Origin of the sequence: Bacillus sp. AF23 (genome assembly GCF_020861455.1) — a bacterium.
In the GTDB taxonomy this organism is placed as follows: Bacteria; Bacillota; Bacilli; order Bacillales; family Bacillaceae; genus Bacillus; species Bacillus halotolerans.
Window position 1 is genome coordinate 34274 of record NZ_JAJHVY010000040.1, and the last position, 20941, is coordinate 55214.

Below are 20941 nucleotides of genomic sequence, written 5' to 3' on the forward strand. Positions count from 1 at the left end.
GACACTTAAATTTTTATTTAGGTATAATTAAGCAAACGATCTTTTTATAAGCCTAAGGAGGAGCACTTTTTTTATGTCGATTGAAGTGGGCAGCAAGTTGCAAGGGAAAATTACAGGTATTACAAATTTTGGAGCATTTGTTGAATTGCCTGGAGGCTCAACCGGTCTCGTTCATATCAGTGAGGTAGCCGATAATTATGTTAAAGACATTAATGATCACTTAAAAGTCGGCGACCAAGTTGAAGTGAAAGTCATCAACGTTGAAAAAGACGGGAAAATTGGTTTATCTATTAAAAAAGCTAAAGACCGTCCGCAAGCCAGACCTAGAAATGATTTCCGTCCGAAAGAATCTTTTGAACAGAAAATGAACAAGTTTTTAAAAGATAGCGAAGATCGCTTGTCATCTTTAAAACGCAATACGGAATCAAAACGTGGAGGGCGCGGAGCAAGAAGAGGATAACTTGCTGCTTTCTATAAATAAATGAAGCATCCGTTCGTCCCAACGGGTGCTTTTTTTATATGCTCTCTCAAGGCAAGAGTCAGAAAATTATAACATTAAAGTTTCTGTTGACGAAAAGGACAAACCTTTGTATTATATAACTTGTGCTTAGAAGCACAAAACAATATGGCGGTGTAGCTCAGCTGGCTAGAGCGTACGGTTCATACCCGTGAGGTCGGGGGTTCGATCCCCTCCGCCGCTACCATATTTGTTAGGCCCGTTGGTCAAGCGGTTAAGACACCGCCCTTTCACGGCGGTAACACGGGTTCGAATCCCGTACGGGTCATACTGAAAAATCGGTTTCTGTTACAGAAGCCGATTTTTTCATTTTTAGACATCTTTCTGGAAATTCTCCGCATAAACGAATTTCAGGGCAGAAACCGTCGAAGACTTCTTTGGTATACTTACCTTCTTTTGACAAAATCCTATCTGTGCTTTCGCTATAATGACAGGCAACGAATATAACAGGTGGGAGATGAGAGAAATGGAAAAAGCAGAAAGAAGAGTGAACGGGCCAATGGCGGGACAAGCTTTTGAAAAACTCCAATCGTTTTTTAACAGGGGAGCGAAGCTGGTGACTCATCATTTGCATTCACTGTTTTTCTATAAAGGATTCATTTATGTCGTCATCGGGTTTTTGCTTGGACGAGCTTTCATATTATCCGAGGTCCTTCCTTTCGCCCTTCCTTTCTTTGGGGCAATGCTTCTGATCAGAAGAGACAAGGCGCTGTATGCAGTGCTGGCTGTGCTTGCAGGTGCAATGACAATTTCTCCGAAGCACTCATTACTCATATTAGCGGCGTTGCTTGCATTCTTCGTGTTTTCTAAAGTAGCATCCTTCATCACAGATGATCGTGTGAAAGCCCTTCCGGTTGTCGTGTTCTTCTCCATGGCGGCGGCAAGAGCGGGTTTTGTTTACGCTCAGAATGGCGCGTTTACAACCTATGATTATGTGATGGCTGTTGTAGAAGCGGGGCTGTCCTTTATTTTAACGCTGATTTTCCTCCAAAGCCTTCCGATTTTTACAGTGAAGAAAGTAAAACAATCCTTAAAAATAGAAGAAATCATTTGCTTTATGATTCTGATTGCTTCGGTGCTGACTGGACTTGCAGGTTTGTCCTATCAAGGGATGCAGGCAGAACATATTCTGGCCCGTTATGTTGTATTAAGCTTTTCCTTCATCGGCGGTGCAAGCATCGGCTGTACAGTGGGTGTCGTGACAGGCCTGATTCTCGGCTTAGCCAATATCGGTAATCTTTATCAAATGAGTCTGCTCGCTTTTTCGGGCTTATTAGGCGGTTTGCTGAAAGAAGGAAAAAAAGCGGGTGCGGCAATCGGGCTGATTATCGGATCGCTTCTTATTTCTTTATATGGAGAAGGCTCTGCCGGTCTGATGACAACGCTCTATGAGTCATTGATAGCAGTTGGCCTGTTTCTGCTTACGCCTCAGTCCATTACAAGAAAAGTGGCGAGATATATTCCGGGCACTGTGGAACATCTTCAGGAGCAGCAGCAATACGCGAGAAAAATCAGAGATGTCACTGCTCAAAAGGTGGATCAGTTCTCCAATGTATTTCATGCATTGTCAGAAAGCTTTGCAACCTTTTATCAAGCGTCTGACGAACAAACAGATGACAGCGAGGTCGATCTGTTTTTAAGCAAAATTACAGAGCATTCCTGTCAAACGTGCTACAAGAAAAACAGGTGCTGGGTTCAGAACTTTGATAAAACATATGATTTAATGAAACAAGTTATGCTTGAAACAGAGGAAAAAGAGTATGCTTCAAACAGAAGGCTGAAAAAAGAGTTTCACCAGTATTGCTCTAAATCGCGTCAGGTTGAAGAGTTGATAGAGGATGAACTTGCCTATCATCATGCGCATTTAACCCTTAAGAAAAAAGTGCAGGACAGCAGGCGGCTTGTAGCTGAACAGCTCTTGGGTGTTTCAGAGGTCATGGCAGACTTTTCTCGGGAAATAAAAAGGGAGAGGGAGCAGCACTTTATCCAAGAAGAACAAATTATTGAGGCTCTTCAGCATTTTGGAATAGAGATTCAGCAGGTGGAGATTTACAGCCTTGAACAGGGAAACATTGATATTGAAATGACAATCCCATTCAGCGGGCATGGAGAAAGTGAAAAAATCATAGCACCTATGCTTTCTGACATTTTGGAAGAGCAAGTTCTTGTGAAAGCCGAGCAGCATTCTCCGCATCCAAATGGATACAGCCATGTCGCGTTTGGATCAACAAAATCGTACAGAGTGTCTACGGGTGCGGCTCATGCGGCGAAGGGCGGCGGCCTTGTCTCCGGCGACAGCTACAGCATGATGGAGCTAGGCGCAAGAAAATATGCAGCTGCTATCAGCGACGGCATGGGCAATGGCGCGAGGGCTCACTTTGAAAGCAATGAAACGATAAAACTTCTTGAAAAGATCCTTGAATCAGGAATTGATGAAAAAATAGCGATCAAAACGATCAACAGCATACTGTCTCTGCGGACAACCGATGAAATATATTCCACGCTCGATCTTTCTATTATCGACCTTCAGGATGCGAGCTGTAAGTTTTTAAAGGTTGGATCAACACCGAGCTTTATCAAACGGGGTGAGCAGGTGATGAAAGTCCAAGCGAGCAATCTGCCAATCGGCATTATTAACGAATTCGACGTTGAGGTTGTGAGCGAGCAGCTGAAGGCGGGAGACCTCCTGATCATGATGAGTGACGGTATTTTCGAAGGCCCTAAACACGTGGAAAATCATGATTTATGGATGAAGCGCAAAATGAAAGGGTTAAAAACAGATGATCCGCAGGAAATTGCTGACTTACTCATGGAGGAAGTGATTCGCACAAGATCAGGCCAAATTGATGATGATATGACGGTTGTTGTCGTCCGAATTGATCACAATACACCAAAGTGGGCGTCTATTCCCGTTCCGGCTATCTTTCAAAGCAAACAAGAAATTTCATAACGCTTCCGTATAAATCAATTTTCTTCTGGCGAAGATGGAACTATATGAATCTGAGAATCATCGTATTCTCCAGGAGGAATGAATGTGAACAACGGACGTTTGAATCAAATTCTGCTGATAACGGATGGCTGCTCAAATCATGGTGAAGACCCGCTTGCTATGGCTGCTTTTGCTAAAGAGCAAGGGATTACAGTAAATGTCATAGGTATAATGGAAGAAAACAAAATTGACCACGAGGCTATGAAAGAAGTCGAAGGGATTGCGCTTGCTGGAGGCGGCGTGCATCAGGTCGTTTACGCATCACAGCTTTCGCAAACGGTTCAAATGGTAACGAAAAAAGCAATGACGCAAACCCTGCAAGGGGTGGTGAATCAAGAACTGAAGCAAATCCTGGGAAAGAATGTGGAAATGGAGGAGCTTTCTCCGGAAAAACGCGGCGAAGTCATGGAAGTGGTAGATGAACTGGGAGAAACGGTGCATCTTCAGGTTTTGGTTCTCGTTGATACAAGCGCTAGTATGGCGCCAAAGCTGCCTACAGTGAAAGAAGCACTGATTGACTTGTCCGTGAGTCTTAACTCCCGAATAGGGAATAACGAATTTGCGATGTGTATATTTCCCGGGAAAAAACAAGAGGTCGAGCTTGTGCTAAATTGGACACCGAAGCTGCAATCTCTTTCCACACTCTTTGCGAAGCTATCGACAGGCGGCATCACGCCGACAGGTCCGGCGATTCGTGAAGCGACACAGCAATTCGAAAAAATCCGCTCAAGAAGGAGCATGCTGGCAGATGATGAACGACACTTTGACGAGTTTGGCATGTAGCCTCAAGCCGGGAACGAGAGTAAAGGGCAAGTGGAATGGAAATACTTACACACTGCGTAAACAGCTTGGAAAAGGGGCCAATGGAATTGTGTATTTGGCAGAAGCATCAGATGGACATGTTGCCTTAAAGGTAAGTGATGACAGCCTGTCTATTACTTCTGAAGTGAATGTCTTAAAATCTTTTTCAAAGGCCCAGTCCGTAACGATGGGGCCTTCTTTTTTTGACACTGATGATGCCTTTATTCCCAGTGCTAATACAAAGGTTTCATTTTATGCAATGGAATACATAAAAGGCCCGCTGCTTTTACAGTTTGTCAGTGACAAAGGAGCAGAATGGATTCCGGTCTTGATGATTCAGCTGTTAACCAGCTTATCCGTGCTTCATCAGCAAGGGTGGATATTCGGCGACCTTAAGCCGGATAATCTGATTGTCACCGGACCGCCGGCCAGAATCCGCTGCGTAGATGTAGGCGGAACAACCAAGGAGGGCCGAGCGATAAAAGAGTATACCGAGTTTTACGACAGAGGATATTGGGGGTATGGGACAAGAAAAGCAGAGCCCTCTTATGACTTGTTTGCGGTTGCTATGATTATGATCAACTGTGTACATAAAAAGGAATTCAAAAAAACAAGCCAGCCAAAGGAACAGCTGCGATCTTTAATCGAGGGCAGTCCGGTGCTGCAAAAGTATAAAAAAGTGCTTATTTCTGCTTTAAATGGCCATTATGATTCCGCTGACGAGATGAAAAGAGAGATGCTCGCAGCAGGGCAAAAGGCAGCGCAAAGAAAACAGGCTGGAAAAACGCCAACTTCGGCGCAATCTATCTCAAGACAAAGACAGCAAAACATGCGCCAGAGTAAAGTAACACAGACGAGATATGCACCTAAAAAGAAGGGCGCTAAGTCCGGAGGGTTATTCGAAACCGCTCTTATCGTAATCAGTGTTTTGGCGCTTTATTTCGCTTACATTATCTTTTTCCTTATTTGACAGCCGCAATCTGCAATACCCATGCTTCTTCTTTGCTTGGAAGGATTGAAAGTGATAGGATATGAATATCTTTAAAATACCTGCTCATTGTGAGGAGGACATTGTGAACAGTGTCAAAGATTTTTTTATCAAACACAATCTTACGTTAAAAGGGGCGACAATTATTGTAGGCGTTTCCGGCGGTCCGGATTCGATGGCTCTCCTTCACGCGCTTCATGCGTTATACGGCCGTTCAGCCAATGTGATTGCGGCTCACGTAGACCACCGGTTCAGAGGGGCGCAATCTGAGGAAGACATGCGTTTTGTCCAAGCGTATTGTGAGGCTGAACACATCAAATGTGAAACGGCTCAAATCAATGTAACTGCGTATGCTGAGAAAAACGGACTCAACAAGCAGGCAGCTGCCCGTGATTGCCGATATCAGTTTTTTAAGGAAGTGATGTCCAAGCATCAAGCGGATTATCTTGCACTTGCTCATCATGGAGATGATCAGGTTGAAACAATGCTTATGAGACTGGCCAAAGGCACACTCGGAGCTGGACTTGCCGGCATGCAGCCGGTAAGACGGTTTGAAACGGGACAGATGATCAGACCATTTCTAGCCATTACAAAAGAAGAGATTCTTCATTATTGCCATGAAAACGCTTTGAGCTACCGGACGGACGAAAGCAATGCCAAAGATGATTACACTAGAAACAGATTCAGAAAAGCAGTGCTCCCTTTTTTGAAACAGGAATCACCGGATGTGCATAAAAGGTTTCAGAAAGTAAGCGAAGCGCTGACTGAAGATGAGCAATTCTTACAGTCATTAACGAAAGAAGAAATGAATAAAGTAATCACAAGCCAGTCTAAAATATCAGTTGAAATCAATTCCTCTCAATTGCTTGCCCTCCCGATGCCTTTACAAAGAAGAGGAGTTCAACTAATATTAAACTATCTTTATGAAAACGTTCCATCATCCTTTTCAGCTCATCATATTCAGCAGTTTTTGGATTGGGCGGATAAGGGCGGTCCTTCAGGAGTACTGGACTTTCCGAAAGGACTGAAGGTGGTCAAATCATATCAGACATGTTTGTTTACATTTGAACAATGGCAGTGCAAAAAGGTTCCCTTTGAATATCAAATAAGCGGAGCTGCCGATGAGACGGCAGTGCTCCCAAACGGATTTCTGATAGAGGCAAAGCATAACGCGGAACCTCTTGAAGGACATGGGAATTCTGTTTTTATTACAAGTCAAGATAAGGTGAGATTTCCCTTGATGATCCGGACAAGAAAAGCCGGCGATCGGATAAAACTAAAAGGGATGAATGGCTCGAAAAAGGTAAAGGATATATTTATTGATAAGAAATTGCCTCTGCAAGAAAGAGACAACTGGCCGGTTGTGACGGATGCAAGCGGTGAAATTATCTGGATACCGGGCTTGAAAAAATCCATTTTTGAAGATCTTGTGATTCCAAACAGTGACCGCATTGTATTACAATATAGACAGCATGAAAAGTGTAGGGGGCAAGCATAATCATGATGAAACATGATATTGAAACAGTTCTGATCTCAGAGGAAGAGATACAAGAGAAAGTAAAAGAGTTAGGTGCAGACTTAACAAGTGAGTATCAAGATAAATTTCCGTTGGCAATCGGTGTGTTAAAAGGAGCTCTTCCTTTTATGGCGGATCTTATCAAGCATATTGATACATATTTGGAAATGGATTTCATGGATGTATCAAGCTACGGAAAATCTACGGTTTCATCTGGAGAAGTAAAAATCATTAAAGATTTGGATACATCTGTAGAGGGCCGGGACATCTTAATTATTGAAGATATCATCGACAGTGGGTTAACCTTAAGTTATCTAGTAGAGCTCTTCCGATACCGTAAAGCAAAATCAATTAAGATTGTTACCCTTTTGGATAAACCAAGCGGAAGAAAAGCGGACATTAAAGCAGACTTCGTCGGCTTTAAAGTTCCTGACGCGTTTGTAGTGGGCTACGGACTTGATTATGCTGAGCGCTATCGCAATCTGCCTTATATCGGAGTGTTAAAACCGGCAGTTTATGAAAGCTGATCGGCAGCCTGCTTCCGAGATGGTTATTGGTTGTATTGGAATGATTTTCTATGGTACTATTGAACATAGTTGTGCTTACTGTGGGAGGAGGTAAGGAATGAATCGGGTCTTCCGTAATACCATTTTTTATTTACTTATTTTATTAGTAGTAATCGGGGTTGTGAGCTACTTCCAGACCTCAAATCCGAAAACAGAAAATATGTCGTACAGCACGTTCATCAAAAACCTGGATGACGGGAAAGTTGATAGCGTGTCGGTTCAGCCTGTCAGAGGTGTTTATGAGGTAAAAGGACAGCTGAAAAATTACGACAAGGATCAGTACTTTTTGACTCATGTTCCTGAAGGAAAGGGAGCAGACCAGATCTTTAATGCTATAAAAAAGACAGATGTAAAGGTTGATCCCGCTCAAGAAACAAGCGGATGGGTGACGTTCCTGACGACCATCATCCCATTTGTCATTATCTTTATTCTGTTCTTCTTCCTGCTCAATCAAGCTCAAGGCGGCGGCAGCCGTGTCATGAACTTTGGTAAGAGTAAGGCGAAGCTATATACAGAGGAAAAGAAACGCGTCAAATTTAAAGACGTTGCAGGGGCAGACGAGGAGAAACAAGAACTTGTGGAAGTTGTTGAATTTCTGAAAGATCCCCGCAAGTTTGCCGAGCTTGGCGCAAGAATCCCTAAAGGTGTGCTTTTAGTCGGACCTCCGGGTACCGGTAAAACACTTCTTGCAAGAGCATCAGCCGGTGAAGCCGGTGTACCTTTCTTCAGCATCAGCGGATCTGATTTCGTTGAAATGTTTGTAGGTGTCGGTGCTTCCCGTGTGCGTGACTTGTTCGAAAACGCGAAAAAGAATGCGCCGTGTTTGATCTTCATTGATGAAATTGACGCAGTCGGACGCCAGCGTGGAGCGGGTCTCGGCGGAGGACACGATGAACGTGAACAGACGCTCAACCAATTGCTTGTTGAAATGGACGGATTCAGTGCCAATGAAGGAATTATCATCATTGCCGCAACGAACCGTGCGGACATCTTGGACCCAGCCTTACTTCGTCCGGGACGTTTTGACCGTCAAATCACAGTGGACCGCCCAGATGTAATTGGACGTGAAGCTGTATTGAAAGTCCATGCGAGAAACAAACCGCTGGATGAAACGGTAAACCTGAAATCGATTGCCATGAGAACACCTGGTTTCTCAGGCGCTGACTTAGAAAACCTATTGAATGAAGCTGCTCTTGTGGCGGCTCGTCAAAACAAGAAAAAAATCGATGCTCGCGACATTGATGAAGCTACGGACCGTGTTATTGCCGGACCAGCTAAGAAAAGCCGCGTCATCTCCAAGAAAGAACGCAATATCGTGGCATATCACGAAGGCGGACACACCGTTATCGGACTCGTTTTAGATGAGGCTGATATGGTTCATAAAGTAACGATTGTTCCTCGGGGCCAGGCTGGCGGTTATGCAGTTATGCTACCAAGAGAAGACCGTTACTTCCAGACAAAGCCGGAGCTGCTTGATAAAATTGTCGGTCTCTTGGGCGGACGTGTTGCTGAAGAAATTATCTTTGGTGAAGTCAGCACAGGAGCGCACAATGACTTCCAGCGTGCGACAAATATTGCAAGACGAATGGTTACAGAATTCGGTATGTCAGAAAAACTGGGACCGCTGCAATTTGGACAGTCTCAGGGTGGCCAGGTATTCTTAGGCCGTGATTTCAACAACGAACAAAACTACAGTGATCAAATTGCCTACGAAATTGATCAGGAAATTCAGCGCATTATCAAAGAGTGTTACGAGCGTGCGAAAACAATCCTGACAGAAAATCGTGACAAGCTTGAATTGATTGCTCAGACGCTTCTGGAAGTTGAAACACTGGATGCTGAACAAATCAAACACCTTGTCGATCACGGAACATTGCCTGAGCGTAAGTTCTCTGATGATGAGAAGAACGATGATGTCAAAGTAAACATTCTGTCAAAAACAGAAGACGAAAAGAAAGACGATACGAAAGAGTAACGCTTTCTGATAAAAACTGCCGGCTGACGCTGGCAGTTTTTTTATGTGAATCCCGCCTCTGCTGCCGCCTTTTCAATCATCCAATTATGGTATCGATTTGTTTACAAATGAGCCGCCGATCGTGTATGGTATTGTAGAATGTTTGTAAAAGTAATGATAGAGAAACTATTCAAAAGTGGTGATAGAGGTTGTTACTTGTTATTGATGTGGGGAACACCAATACTGTACTTGGTGTATATCATGATGGTGAATTAGAATATCACTGGCGTATAGAAACAAGCAGGCATAAAACAGAAGATGAGTTTGGGATGATTCTGCGCTCTTTATTTGATCATTCAGGTCTCATGTTTGAACAAATAGAAGGCATTATTATTTCTTCAGTTGTGCCGCCAATCATGTTTGCGTTAGAGAGAATGTGCACAAAATACTTTCATATCGAACCGCAAATTGTCGGTCCCGGTATGAAAACCGGTTTAAATATAAAGTACGACAATCCGAAAGAAGTAGGCGCTGACAGAATCGTAAATGCTGTTGCGGCCATTCACTTGTACGGCAATCCTTTGATTGTTGTTGATTTCGGTACAGCCACAACGTACTGTTATATCGATGAAAACAAACAATATATGGGCGGAGCGATTGCGCCTGGAATTACAATTTCGACTGAGGCGCTGTACTCGCGTGCGGCAAAGCTTCCGCGTATTGAAATCGCCCGGCCTGACAATATTATCGGAAAAAGCACTGTAAGCGCGATGCAATCAGGAATTTTATTTGGCTATGTCGGCCAAGTGGAAGGAATCGTAAAACGCATGAAATGGCAGGCAAAACAAGAACCGAAAGTCATTGCGACAGGCGGTCTTGCGCCATTAATCGCAAACGAATCAGATTGTATAGACATCGTTGATCCATTCTTAACCCTAAAAGGGCTGGAATTGATTTATGAACGAAACCGCGTGGGAAGTGTATAGGAGGTTTTGCAATGGATTATTTAGTAAAAGTGCTGGCGTATGACGGAAAAGTTCGCGCATATGCTGCAAAAACGACTGATATGGTGAATGAAGGACAGAGAAGGCATGATACATGGCCGACAGCATCCGCTGCACTAGGCCGTACAATGACAGCTTCACTAATGCTTGGTTCTATGCTGAAAGGTGATGATAAGCTGACAGTGAAAGTGGAAGGCGGCGGGCCAATCGGCGCGATTGTTGCTGATGCGAATGCTAAAGGGGAAGTCAGGGCATATGTCTCAAACCCGCATGTTCATTTTGACTTGAATGAACACGGCAAGCTGGATGTCAGACGAGCTGTTGGAACAGATGGAACATTAAGTGTTGTAAAAGATTTAGGGCTGCGCGAGTTCTTCACAGGGCAAGTAGAAATCGTTTCCGGAGAACTGGGGGAAGATTTTACGTACTATCTTGTATCATCGGAGCAGGTTCCTTCTTCTGTAGGTGTCGGTGTGCTTGTTAACCCAGACAACACCATTTTGGCGGCAGGAGGTTTCATTCTTCAGCTCCTTCCGGGAACAGATGATGAAACCATTACAAAAATTGAACAGCGTTTATCTGTAGTAGAACCTATTTCTAAACTGATTCAAAAAGGGCTTACACCGGAAGAGATTTTAGAAGAAGTCTTAGGAGAAAAGCCTGAGATTTTGGAAACCATGCCTGTTAAATTCCATTGCCCTTGTTCAAAAGAGCGTTTTGAAACAGCCGTTTTAGGACTAGGCAAAAAAGAAATTCAAGATATGATAGAAGAAGATGGACAAGCCGAAGCAGTATGCCATTTTTGTAATGAAAAGTACTTATTTACAAAAGAAGAGCTGGAGGAGCTTCGAGACCAAACGACCCGCTAAGCTCTTTAGCGGGTTTTTTGAATTTAAGAAAAGGGGCTGACAGTAAATTTGAAATCAAGAACAATCTGGACAATCATTTGGGGCGCGCTGCTAGTATGCTGTATCGCAGTGGCATATACACTGACGAAATCTCAAGCCAGTGCTTCTCCGTCCAACGAGTCCATTGCTACTATTGGAGGCAAAAGCGTCACAAGAGAAGAATGGCTGAAGGAAATGGAAGATGAATACGGAAAATCAACACTTGAAGATATGATCAATGTTCGAGTGGTAGAGCAGCTTGCCAAAAAGAACAATCTCAAAGTATCTAAAAGCGAAATTGATCGGGAATTTCTGCTGATTAAGGCGGTGAATAATTCATTTTACGAAGACGAGCATACAACTGAAAAAGAGTGGAAAGACCAAATTCGCTATAATATTCTTCTTGAGGAATTATTAACAAAGGATATTGATATTTCAAAGACAGAAATGAAATCATTTTATAATCAAAATAAAGAACTGTATCAGTTTGATGATTCGTATCGTATTCGGCATATTGTTGTAAAGGATGAAGAGGAAGCCAAACAAGTTTTAAAAGAGCTTGAAGGCGGCTCGAGCTTTGAAGCTGTTGCGGCGGAACGGTCCACAGACAGGTATACGTCACCGTACGGGGGAGATTTAGGGTTTGTCACCGAGGCATCAGACAACATTCCGTCATCATACATTGAAGAAGCAAAGACACTAAAACAAGATGAATGGTCAAACGAACCGATAAAGGTAAACAACGGTTATGCAATTATACAACTGAAAGAAAAGTTAAATGCGAGAACGTTCTCATATGATGAAGTGAAGAATCAGATTAAACGCCAGATCGCAATGGATCAGTTAGGTGATAAAGCAACTGTAAAATCACTTTGGAAAGAGGCTGACGTGTCTTGGTTCTATGGGGAAAAAAGTACTAAATGATTGACAAAAAATTTTGAAATTGATAGATTATATACATAATACCAATACAAATAGTCGGAAATTGAGGTGTCGAGAATGGTACGTGTAGCAAACTCCATTACTGAATTAATTGGGAATACGCCAATCGTTAAATTAAATCGCCTTGTTGATGAAAACAGTGCGGATGTATATTTGAAGCTTGAATACATGAACCCTGGAAGCAGTGTAAAAGACCGTATCGGTTTAGCGATGATTGAAGCGGCTGAAAAAGAAGGGAAATTAAAAGCTGGCGATACAATCATTGAACCGACAAGCGGAAATACAGGAATCGGGCTTGCAATGGTTGCTGCGGCTAAAGGTTTAAAAGCGATTTTGGTTATGCCTGACACAATGAGCATGGAGCGCCGCAACCTTCTGCGCGCATATGGTGCTGAGCTTGTGCTGACTCCGGGTGCGGAAGGCATGAAAGGCGCCATTAAGAAAGCGGAAGAGCTTGCTGAAAAACACGGATACTTCGTGCCGCAGCAGTTTAACAATCCATCGAACCCTGAAATCCATCGCCAAACAACAGGTAAAGAAATCGTTGAGCAATTCGGTGATGACCAGCTTGATGCATTTGTAGCCGGAATCGGAACAGGCGGAACGATTACAGGAGCGGGTGAAGTCCTGAAGGAAGCATATCCCTCCGTCAAAATCTACGCTGTTGAACCGTCAGATTCCCCAGTGCTTTCAGGTGGAAAACCAGGCCCTCACAAAATTCAGGGAATCGGAGCTGGCTTTGTGCCCGACATCTTAAACACTGAAGTATACGATGAAATTTTCCCTGTGAAGAATGAAGAAGCATTTGAATATGCACGCAGAGCTGCACGTGAAGAAGGAATTCTCGGAGGCATCTCATCAGGTGCGGCCATTTATGCTGCTATTCAAGTAGCGAAAAAACTCGGAAAGGGCAAAAAAGTATTAGCTATCATTCCGAGTAACGGCGAACGTTATTTGAGTACGCCGCTGTATCAATTCGATTAAAAAGCTCGAAAAAACTCCCGGTGCCCGGGAGTTTTTTTATTTGAGCATCAAATATGCCGTGTGCGCGACGAATCTTATCCTTGGAAGAGAAATTCACTTTTTTCACTCATGATATTGCTTTACAATAAAAAAAGCAGAAAAAGAAAACAGAGGAATGATATAAATGGCACAACGCAGACCGGCAGGCAGAAAAGTACCTTTTCAAAAAGATTCATTCTTGCAACAATATGAGAAACTTTCACAATCCAGAAAACAGCACGTGCTTCTTGAAAGTGCAAGAGGCGGCAGATACAGTATAGCCGGTCTTGATCCAATTGCGGCTGTCAAGGGAAAAGACGGAATTACAACCATTAAGCATGGGGATGAGACACTGTTTAAAGAGGGTGACCCATTACGTGCTTTCCACAGTTGGTTTAAAACGCTGGAAACAGAAACGGATGAAGAACTGCCTGATTTTCAAGGGGGAGCAATCGGCTTTCTTAGCTATGATTACGCACGCTACATTGAAAATTTTAAAATGCTCTCATTAGATGACCTGGAGACACCTGATATCTATTTTCTTGTCTTTGATGATATAGCCGTCTATGACCATGAAGAACAGGCTCTTTGGCTGGTCACTCATGTGAATGATGAGAACGAATCAGCGGACGAAAAGCTGTCCCAGCTCGAACATATGTGGCTGTCTGAGCTTCCCGGTGAGCCGTTACAAGAGATGACATATACAGCTGACGGTTCCTTTGCAGCGCCTTTTACTGAAGAAGGCTTTTCTCAGGCTGTAGAGAAAATCAAGCAATACATTGCCAGCGGAGATGTTTTTCAAGTCAATCTATCGATCAGGCAGTCGCAGTCGCTGTCTGCTCACCCGTATGAGATCTACAAAAAGCTGAGAGAAGTGAATCCTTCTCCATATATGGCATATTTAGAAACACCAGATTTCCAAATTATTTGCGGATCTCCTGAACTTCTTGTCAGCAAAAAGGGCAAACTATTAGAGACTAGACCGATTGCTGGCACTCGTTCCAGAGGAAAAACGGATGAGGAAGACGAAACGCTCGCAAATGAATTAATCCATAATGAAAAAGAACGCGCTGAGCATGTCATGCTAGTTGATCTAGAACGAAATGATCTGGGCAGAGTTTCCCGTTACGGATCAGTGCGGGTTAATGAATTCATGGCAATTGAAAAATACTCCCACGTCATGCACATTGTGTCTAATGTCCAAGGTGAACTGCAGGATGGATACGACGCTGTAGATATTATTCATGCTGTATTTCCAGGAGGAACGATTACAGGTGCTCCTAAAGTAAGGACAATGGAAATTATAGAAGAACTTGAGCCGACACGCCGTGGGCTTTATACTGGATCTATAGGATGGTTTGGGTATAATCAGGATCTTCAGTTTAATATCGTGATCCGAACCATTTATGCAGCCGGAGGGCAGGCGTTTATGCAATCCGGGGCAGGAGTTGTGATTGATTCTGTTCCTAAGCATGAATACAGAGAATCATTCAAAAAAGCTTTTGCGATGCAAAAGGCGTTAGAGCTGAGCGAAGTAGAGACAAAAATTAGATGAGGTGAGCGGAGAAATGATTTTAATGATTGATAACTATGATTCTTTCACGTACAACTTAGTACAGTATTTGGGCGAGCTTGGAGAAGAGCTGATTGTAAAACGCAATGACGATATCACAATAGAGCAAATTGAAGAGCTGTCACCGGATTTCTTAATGATTTCACCCGGACCGTGCAGTCCTGATGAAGCTGGAATCAGCCTTGAAGCAATTAAATACTTCGCAGGCAAAATTCCCGTTTTTGGCGTGTGTCTCGGACATCAGTCTATCGCACAGGTGTTTGTCGGAGACGTGGTCAGAGCAGAGCGGCTGATGCATGGAAAAACCTCAGAAATCGAGCATGACGGCAAGACGATCTTTAAAGGTTTGCAAAACCCGCTTGTGGCGACACGATACCACTCGCTGATCGTAAAACCTGATACGCTGCCAAACTGTTTCACAGTAACCGCACAAACGAAAGAAGGAGAAATCATGGCTATTCGGCACAATGATCTTCCGATAGAAGGCGTTCAATTTCATCCAGAGTCTATTATGACTTCCTTTGGAAAAGAAATGCTCAGAAATTTTATTGAAACGTACCGCAAGGATGTCATTGCGTGATGATATATGTAAACGGCCGGTTTATAGAGGAGAAAGATGCAGTTCTTTCTCCTTTTGACCATGGTTTTTTATATGGGATCGGTGTGTTTGAGACCTTCAGGCTTTATGAAGGCCGGCCGTTCCTGCTTGATTGGCATATAGAACGGCTTGAACGCGCACTTAAGGATCTGCAAATCGAATACACTGTGACAAAGCAAGAGATGATTGAAATGCTGGACAAGCTGCTCGGGCTAAATGATATCAAAGACGGCAATGCCCGCGTCAGGCTGAACATATCAGCCGGCATCAGCGATAAAGGCTTCGCTGCTCAAACTTACGATAACCCGACTGTTTTATGTTTTGTTAACCAGCTAAAACCAGAAAGTCTTCCTTTGCAAAAGGAAGGAAAGGTGTTATCGATACGGAGAAACACACCGGAGGGGCCGTTCCGGTTAAAATCACATCACTATTTAAATAATATGTATGCGAAACGAGAGATCGGAAATGATCCGCGGTTTGAAGGGATCTTTTTAACAGAGGATTGCGCTGTAGCAGAGGGCATCATTTCAAATGTCTTCTGGAGAAAAGGCAGCACTATCTTTACACCATCACTTGATACCGGAATTCTTGACGGCGTCACGAGACGTTTTGTCATGGAGAACGCAAAGAAAATAGGGATGGATGTCAAAACAGGCCGCTACCAGCTTGAAGCCCTTTTGACGGCAGATGAAGCATGGATGACCAACTCGGTTCTTGAGATCATTCCGTTTTCTAAAATAGAAGAAGTGAACTATCCGGGCCGAAACGGAGAAATAACTTCCGCTTTACAAACGCTATACCACCAAGAAATAAAGAACATGAATTCATGACAGGGAGGAAGAGAATGGCCCAGCAAACGATAGACCAAACACAAGTAATCCATACCAAACCCAGCGCATTATCATATCGAGAAAAGACGCTGGTGATGGGGATTTTAAACGTAACGCCTGACTCTTTCTCGGATGGCGGAAAATATGACAGCCTGGACAATGCCCTGTTGCACGCGAAAGAGATGATTGATGACGGTGCGCATATCATTGATATCGGAGGCGAGTCGACAAGACCCGGCGCCGAATATGTGTCCGAGGACGAAGAAATGTCCAGAGTAATTCCTGTGATTGAGCGGATTACAAAAGAGCTCGCAGTGCCGATCTCTGTAGATACGTACAAGGCTTCTGTCGCAGATGAAGCTGTTAAAGCCGGCGCTTCGATCATCAATGATATTTGGGGAGCGAAGTATGACCCGAAAATGGCTTCTGTTGCAGCTGAACACAATGTTCCGATCGTTCTCATGCATAACCGCAAAGAGAGAAACTACAACGATTTAATACCGGATATGCTGTCGGACTTAATGGAAAGTGTAAAGATTGCTGTTGAAGCAGGTGTAGAGGAAAAGAACATTATCCTCGATCCCGGCATAGGTTTTGCGAAGGACTATCACGATAATCTGGCAGTCATGAACAAGCTTGAAGTTTTCAGCGGACTTGGCTATCCGGTTCTTCTTGCAACCTCCCGGAAAAGATTTATCGGCCGTGTCCTGGATCTTCCGCCTGAGGAGCGGGCTGAGGGCACAGGCGCAACCGTGTGTCTAGGCATTCAAAAAGGCTGTGATATTGTGAGGGTCCATGATGTAAAACAAATAGCCAGAATGGCGAAAATGATGGATGCAATGCTGAACAAGGGAGGGATGCATCATGGATAAAATTTACGTAGAAGGCATGGAGTTTTACGGCTACCATGGTGTGTTAAAAGAGGAGAACAAGCTCGGACAGCGTTTTAAAGTCGATTTAACCGCAGAATTGGATTTAAGCAAAGCGGGACAAACAGACGACCTTGACCAAACCATTAACTATGCCGAGCTTTACCACGTATGTAAAGATATCGTTGAAGGTGAGCCTGTGAAACTAGTGGAAACACTGGCAGAACGTATTGCGGACACTGTCCTGAAGAAATTTCATCAGGTGCAGCAATGTACTGTAAAAGTGATTAAGCCAGATCCGCCAATTCCCGGCCACTATAAATCAGTAGCAATAGAAATCACGAGAAAAAAATCATGAACAATACAGCTTATATAGCCCTTGGATCTAATATTGGAGATAGAGAAACGTATTTACGGCGAGCGGTGGCGATGCTGCATCAACATGAGGCAGTGACAGTCACAAAAGTGTCTTCTATTTACGAAACAGACCCAGTCGGATACGAAGCTCAAGATGAATTTTTAAATATGGCAGTTGAAATCGAGACGGCGCTGAATCCGTTTCAGCTCCTTGAGCTCACGCAGCATATAGAAAATGAATTGGGCAGGACGAGAGAAGTCAGATGGGGTCCGCGGACGGCAGACCTTGACATTTTACTGTTTAATCGTGAAAATATTGAAACAGAGCAACTAATTGTTCCGCATCCGAGAATGTATGAGCGTTTATTTGTCCTCGCACCGCTTGCGGAAATATGCACGCGGGTTGAAAAAGAGGCAAAAAGCGCGGAAACCGACCAAGAAGGTGTAAGAGTATGGAAGCAGAAATCTGGGGTAGACGAATTCGTGCATTCAGAAAGCTGAAAGGTTATACTCAAGAAGGATTTGCGAAAGCGTTAGGTATATCAGTTTCTATTCTCGGCGAAATTGAACGCGGAAACCGATTGCCGTCAGCTGCCATCATTCAAAGCGCAGCAGATGTTTTAAATATAAGCGCGGACGAATTAGCGCCGCCAGAAAATAATAACAAATGAAAGGAGGGGAAAAATGTTTAAAATCGGTGATATTCAATTAAAAAACCGGGTTGTGCTGGCCCCTATGGCTGGTGTCTGCAACTCAGCATTCAGATTGACTGTAAAGGAATTCGGAGCCGGATTGGTCTGCGCTGAAATGATCAGTGACAAAGCGATCCTTTACAACAATGCCAAAACAATGGGTATGCTTTACATTGATGAACGTGAAAAACCGCTCAGCCTTCAAATCTTCGGAGGAAAAAAGGAAACCCTTGTGGAAGCGGCGAAGTTTGTAGACCAGAACACAACTGCTGATATCATTGATATTAACATGGGATGCCCAGTGCCGAAGATTACAAAATGTGATGCGGGAGCAAAATGGCTTCTCGATCCCGATAAGATTTATGAAATGGTTTCTGCAGTAGTGGATGCCGTCGATAAACCAGTCACAGTGAAAATGAGAATGGGCTGGGATGAAGACCACATTTTCGCGGTGAAAAACGCACAGGCTGTCGAGCGTGCGGGCGGAAAAGCAGTTGCACTTCACGGCCGTACAAGAGTGCAGATGTACGAAGGAACTGCAAACTGGGATATTATCAAAGAAGTAAAACAATCTGTATCGATTCCGGTTATCGGGAACGGCGATGTCAAGACGCCGCAGGATGCTAAGCGTATGCTTGATGAAACAGGAGTAGACGGGGTCATGATCGGCCGTGCCGCATTAGGCAATCCGTGGATGATTTACCGTACGGTTCAATACCTTGAAACAGGTGAATTAAAAGAAGAGCCGCAAGTACGCGAAAAAATGGCGGTATGCAAACTGCATCTTGACCGCTTGATTAACTTAAAGGGTGAAAATGTAGCGGTAAGAGAAATGAGAAAACACGCTGCATGGTATCTGAAAGGCATAAGAGGCAATGCGGAGGTTCGTAATGGAATCAATCATTGCGAGACAAGAGAAGAGCTTGTACAGCTTTTAGATGCATTTACTGTTGAAGTTGAGGCAAAAGAGCTTCAAGACGCAAAAGTAGGATAACACTCACCTCTATTTGCTGCTCACTGCCAGTTTTACGCTGGCAGTTTTTCTGCTTTTTTCATGAAACAATATCTGTAATGGAGTGATAACAATGAGTCAAGAAGAGCATAATCATGAAGAATTGAACGACCAGCTGCAAGTCAGACGCGACAAAATGAATCAGATGAGAGAAAACGGCATAGATCCATTCGGCGCACGTTTTGAAAGAACTCATCAATCTGAGCAAATTATTGCGGCATATCAAAATCTAACGAAAGAAGAGTTAGAGGAAAAAGCGATTGAAGTGACAATCGCAGGCCGTATGATGACAAAACGCGGCAAAGGGAAAGCCGGCTTCGCGCACCTTCAAGATTTAGAAGGTCAAATTCAAATCTACGTAAGAAAAGACAGTGTCGGTGACGACCAATATGAAATCTTCAAATCTTCCGACCTTGGCGACCTTATCGGCGTAACCGGAAAAGTGTTCAAAACAAATGTAGGCGAACTGTCTGTAAAAGCAACATCATTTGATTTGCTGACAAAAGCGCTTCGTCCGCTGCCGGATAAATACCATGGTTTAAAAGACGTTGAGCAGCGCTACCGTCAACGCTACTTGGATCTTATCGTAAATCCAGACAGCAAACATACGTTCATCACACGCAGCAAGATCATTCAAGCGATGAGAAGATACCTTGATGATCATGGATACTTAGAAGTAGAAACACCAACTATGCACAGCATTCCAGGGGGAGCCTCCGCGCGTCCGTTCATTACCCATCATAATGCTTTAGATATTCCGCTCTACATGCGTATTGCGATTGAACTGCATCTGAAACGCTTGATTGTCGGCGGTTTGGAAAAAGTATATGAAATCGGCCGTGTTTTCCGTAATGAAGGCGTCTCTACACGCCATAACCCTGAATTTACAATGATTGAATTATATGAAGCGTATGCTGACTATAAAGATATCATGAGCTTAACTGAAAACCTTGTCGCTCATATCGCGCAAGAAGTGCTTGGCACGACGACAATCCAATACGGGGAAGAGCAAATCGAACTGAAACCTGAGTGGAAAAGAATCCATATGGTTGACGCAGTCAAAGAAGCGACAGGCGTTGACTTCTGGGAAGAGGTAACTGTTGAGCAAGCCCGTGAATATGCAAAAGAGCATGGTGTAGAGATTAAAGACTCTATGACAGTGGGCCACATTATAAACGAATTCTTCGAACAAAAAATTGAGGAAACGCTTATCCAGCCAACGTTTATTTATGGACATCCAGTAGAAATTTCTCCTCTTGCTAAGAAAAATCCAGAGGATCCGCGCTTCACAGACCGTTTTGAACTGTTTATCGTAGGCCGTGAGCATGCAAATGCATTCACAGAGTTAAATGATCCTATTGATCAAAGAGAACGCTTTGAAGCTCAATTAAAAGAACGAGAAGAGGGTAATGATGAAGCTCATTTAATGGATGAAGACTTCGTTGAAGCCCTGGAGTATGGCATGCCCCCAACAGGAGGCTTAGGCATCGGGATCGATCGCCTGGTCATGCTGCTTACGAATGCTCCTTCGATCCGAGATGTACTGTTATTCCCGCAAATGAGACAGCGCTAATTTAAAAGAGCGTCAACCTTTCTAATAGAAGGATGACGCTCTTTTATAATTCCTTAGGTTTTTCTTCAAAAAACTATTGCACTATTATTTACAAGGTGGTATATTATTATTCGTTGCCGCTAAACAAGGCGATGACAAAAAAATAACTTCAAAAAAAGTTATTGACTTCAATGATTCAACGAGTTATAATAATAAAGTCGCTTAAACGAAGTGACGAAATGATCTTTGAAAACTAAACAAGACAAAACGTACCTGTTAATTCAAGTTTTAT

The 20941-nt window shown here is 43.5% G+C and carries 20 protein-coding genes and 2 tRNA genes; all 22 read left to right on the forward strand.

Annotated elements, in window-relative coordinates; genetic code table 11:
• Window positions 1–73 precede the first annotated feature (73 nt).
• The 22 genes from LNN34_RS21610 (at window position 74) to lysS (ending at window position 20670) form a co-directional block, all read left to right on the forward strand.
• The gene (locus LNN34_RS21610; protein WP_003218379.1) at window positions 74–460 is read left to right on the forward strand and encodes a S1 domain-containing RNA-binding protein; all 387 of its coding nucleotides are present in this window, start codon (window positions 74–76) and stop codon (window positions 458–460) included.
• Between the two features lie 167 nt (window positions 461–627).
• Window positions 628–704: transfer RNA gene (locus LNN34_RS21615), tRNA-Met, on the forward strand.
• 9 nt (window positions 705–713) lie between these two features.
• A tRNA-Glu gene (locus tag LNN34_RS21620) sits at window positions 714–785 on the forward strand.
• A 198-nt stretch (window positions 786–983) separates the two neighbouring features.
• Window positions 984–3467 carry a stage II sporulation protein E gene (spoIIE, locus tag LNN34_RS21625; protein ID WP_215510922.1) on the forward strand — a complete coding sequence of 828 codons (2484 nt, stop codon included), beginning with the start codon at window positions 984–986 and terminating at the stop codon, window positions 3465–3467.
• Between the two features lie 84 nt (window positions 3468–3551).
• Window positions 3552–4289 carry a VWA domain-containing protein gene (locus tag LNN34_RS21630; RefSeq protein ID WP_024123631.1) on the forward strand — a complete coding sequence of 246 codons (738 nt, stop codon included), beginning with the start codon at window positions 3552–3554 and terminating at the stop codon, window positions 4287–4289.
• Entirely contained in the window at window positions 4255–5277 is a 1023-nt protein-coding gene (locus LNN34_RS21635) for a serine/threonine-protein kinase (protein WP_229044583.1), read from the forward strand. The genes LNN34_RS21630 and LNN34_RS21635 overlap by 35 nt, the downstream gene beginning before the upstream one ends.
• 103 nt (window positions 5278–5380) lie before the next feature.
• Window positions 5381–6793, forward strand: a complete 1413-nt coding sequence (tilS, locus tag LNN34_RS21640) for a tRNA lysidine(34) synthetase TilS (RefSeq protein ID WP_229044585.1) — start codon at window positions 5381–5383, stop codon at window positions 6791–6793.
• A gap of 2 nt (window positions 6794–6795) precedes the next feature.
• The gene (gene hpt, locus LNN34_RS21645; RefSeq protein WP_038954341.1) at window positions 6796–7338 is read left to right on the forward strand and encodes a hypoxanthine phosphoribosyltransferase; all 543 of its coding nucleotides are present in this window, start codon (window positions 6796–6798) and stop codon (window positions 7336–7338) included.
• Between the two features lie 97 nt (window positions 7339–7435).
• The gene (gene ftsH / locus LNN34_RS21650; protein ID WP_044153477.1) at window positions 7436–9352 is read left to right on the forward strand and encodes an ATP-dependent zinc metalloprotease FtsH; all 1917 of its coding nucleotides are present in this window, start codon (window positions 7436–7438) and stop codon (window positions 9350–9352) included.
• Window positions 9353–9540: 188 nt separating this feature from the next.
• Complete coding sequence (locus LNN34_RS21655; RefSeq protein WP_044153475.1) at window positions 9541–10317, forward strand: type III pantothenate kinase; 777 nt, start codon at window positions 9541–9543, stop codon at window positions 10315–10317.
• 11 nt (window positions 10318–10328) lie between these two features.
• Window positions 10329–11204, forward strand: a complete 876-nt coding sequence (gene hslO / locus LNN34_RS21660) for a redox-regulated molecular chaperone HslO (RefSeq protein ID WP_229044588.1) — start codon at window positions 10329–10331, stop codon at window positions 11202–11204.
• A 48-nt stretch (window positions 11205–11252) separates the two neighbouring features.
• Window positions 11253–12146: a peptidyl-prolyl cis-trans isomerase gene (locus LNN34_RS21665; RefSeq protein WP_059291665.1), complete on the forward strand. Its 894-nt coding sequence runs from the start codon at window positions 11253–11255 to the stop codon at window positions 12144–12146.
• A gap of 75 nt (window positions 12147–12221) precedes the next feature.
• Window positions 12222–13148: a cysteine synthase A gene (gene cysK / locus LNN34_RS21670; RefSeq protein ID WP_010332721.1), complete on the forward strand. Its 927-nt coding sequence runs from the start codon at window positions 12222–12224 to the stop codon at window positions 13146–13148.
• A 163-nt stretch (window positions 13149–13311) separates the two neighbouring features.
• On the forward strand, window positions 13312–14721 hold the full coding sequence (locus LNN34_RS21675; protein ID WP_059334683.1) for an anthranilate synthase component I family protein: 1410 nt from the start codon (window positions 13312–13314) through the stop codon (window positions 14719–14721).
• A 13-nt stretch (window positions 14722–14734) separates the two neighbouring features.
• Entirely contained in the window at window positions 14735–15319 is a 585-nt protein-coding gene (pabA, locus tag LNN34_RS21680) for an aminodeoxychorismate/anthranilate synthase component II (RefSeq protein WP_229044590.1), read from the forward strand.
• Complete coding sequence (pabC, locus tag LNN34_RS21685) at window positions 15319–16167, forward strand: aminodeoxychorismate lyase (RefSeq protein ID WP_044153466.1); 849 nt, start codon at window positions 15319–15321, stop codon at window positions 16165–16167. Before pabA ends, pabC begins: the two co-directional genes overlap by 1 nt.
• A 14-nt stretch (window positions 16168–16181) precedes the next feature.
• Complete coding sequence (gene folP, locus LNN34_RS21690; protein WP_044153463.1) at window positions 16182–17039, forward strand: dihydropteroate synthase; 858 nt, start codon at window positions 16182–16184, stop codon at window positions 17037–17039.
• Window positions 17032–17394: a dihydroneopterin aldolase gene (gene folB / locus LNN34_RS21695; RefSeq protein ID WP_044153461.1), complete on the forward strand. Its 363-nt coding sequence runs from the start codon at window positions 17032–17034 to the stop codon at window positions 17392–17394. The genes folP and folB overlap by 8 nt, the downstream gene beginning before the upstream one ends.
• A complete protein-coding gene (gene folK, locus LNN34_RS21700) occupies window positions 17391–17894 on the forward strand; it encodes a 2-amino-4-hydroxy-6-hydroxymethyldihydropteridine diphosphokinase (protein WP_044153460.1) in 504 nt (167 codons plus the stop codon). Before folB ends, folK begins: the two co-directional genes overlap by 4 nt.
• Window positions 17846–18064 carry a helix-turn-helix domain-containing protein gene (locus LNN34_RS21705; protein ID WP_024123645.1) on the forward strand — a complete coding sequence of 73 codons (219 nt, stop codon included), beginning with the start codon at window positions 17846–17848 and terminating at the stop codon, window positions 18062–18064. Before folK ends, LNN34_RS21705 begins: the two co-directional genes overlap by 49 nt.
• A 13-nt stretch (window positions 18065–18077) precedes the next feature.
• Window positions 18078–19079, forward strand: coding sequence for a tRNA dihydrouridine synthase DusB (dusB, locus tag LNN34_RS21710; RefSeq protein WP_024123646.1), 1002 nt, complete (start codon window positions 18078–18080; stop codon window positions 19077–19079).
• 91 nt (window positions 19080–19170) lie between these two features.
• On the forward strand, window positions 19171–20670 hold the full coding sequence (gene lysS, locus LNN34_RS21715) for a lysine--tRNA ligase (RefSeq protein ID WP_010332730.1): 1500 nt from the start codon (window positions 19171–19173) through the stop codon (window positions 20668–20670).
• Window positions 20671–20941: the final 271 nt, after the last annotated feature.

Coding starts and splice junctions, on each gene's coding strand:
- LNN34_RS21610 (WP_003218379.1), top strand. CDS start 74: ATGTCGATTGAAGTGGGCAGCAAGTTGCAAGGGAAAATTACAGGTATT.
- spoIIE (WP_215510922.1), top strand. CDS start 984: ATGGAAAAAGCAGAAAGAAGAGTGAACGGGCCAATGGCGGGACAAGCT.
- LNN34_RS21635 (WP_229044583.1), top strand. CDS start 4,255: ATGATGAACGACACTTTGACGAGTTTGGCATGTAGCCTCAAGCCGGGA.
- hpt (WP_038954341.1), top strand. CDS start 6,796: ATGATGAAACATGATATTGAAACAGTTCTGATCTCAGAGGAAGAGATA.
- ftsH (WP_044153477.1), top strand. CDS start 7,436: ATGAATCGGGTCTTCCGTAATACCATTTTTTATTTACTTATTTTATTA.
- hslO (WP_229044588.1), top strand. CDS start 10,329: ATGGATTATTTAGTAAAAGTGCTGGCGTATGACGGAAAAGTTCGCGCA.
- cysK (WP_010332721.1), top strand. CDS start 12,222: ATGGTACGTGTAGCAAACTCCATTACTGAATTAATTGGGAATACGCCA.
- LNN34_RS21675 (WP_059334683.1), top strand. CDS start 13,312: ATGGCACAACGCAGACCGGCAGGCAGAAAAGTACCTTTTCAAAAAGAT.
- pabA (WP_229044590.1), top strand. CDS start 14,735: ATGATTTTAATGATTGATAACTATGATTCTTTCACGTACAACTTAGTA.
- pabC (WP_044153466.1), top strand. CDS start 15,319: ATGATATATGTAAACGGCCGGTTTATAGAGGAGAAAGATGCAGTTCTT.
- folP (WP_044153463.1), top strand. CDS start 16,182: ATGGCCCAGCAAACGATAGACCAAACACAAGTAATCCATACCAAACCC.
- folB (WP_044153461.1), top strand. CDS start 17,032: ATGGATAAAATTTACGTAGAAGGCATGGAGTTTTACGGCTACCATGGT.
- folK (WP_044153460.1), top strand. CDS start 17,391: ATGAACAATACAGCTTATATAGCCCTTGGATCTAATATTGGAGATAGA.
- LNN34_RS21705 (WP_024123645.1), top strand. CDS start 17,846: ATGGAAGCAGAAATCTGGGGTAGACGAATTCGTGCATTCAGAAAGCTG.
- dusB (WP_024123646.1), top strand. CDS start 18,078: ATGTTTAAAATCGGTGATATTCAATTAAAAAACCGGGTTGTGCTGGCC.
- lysS (WP_010332730.1), top strand. CDS start 19,171: ATGAGTCAAGAAGAGCATAATCATGAAGAATTGAACGACCAGCTGCAA.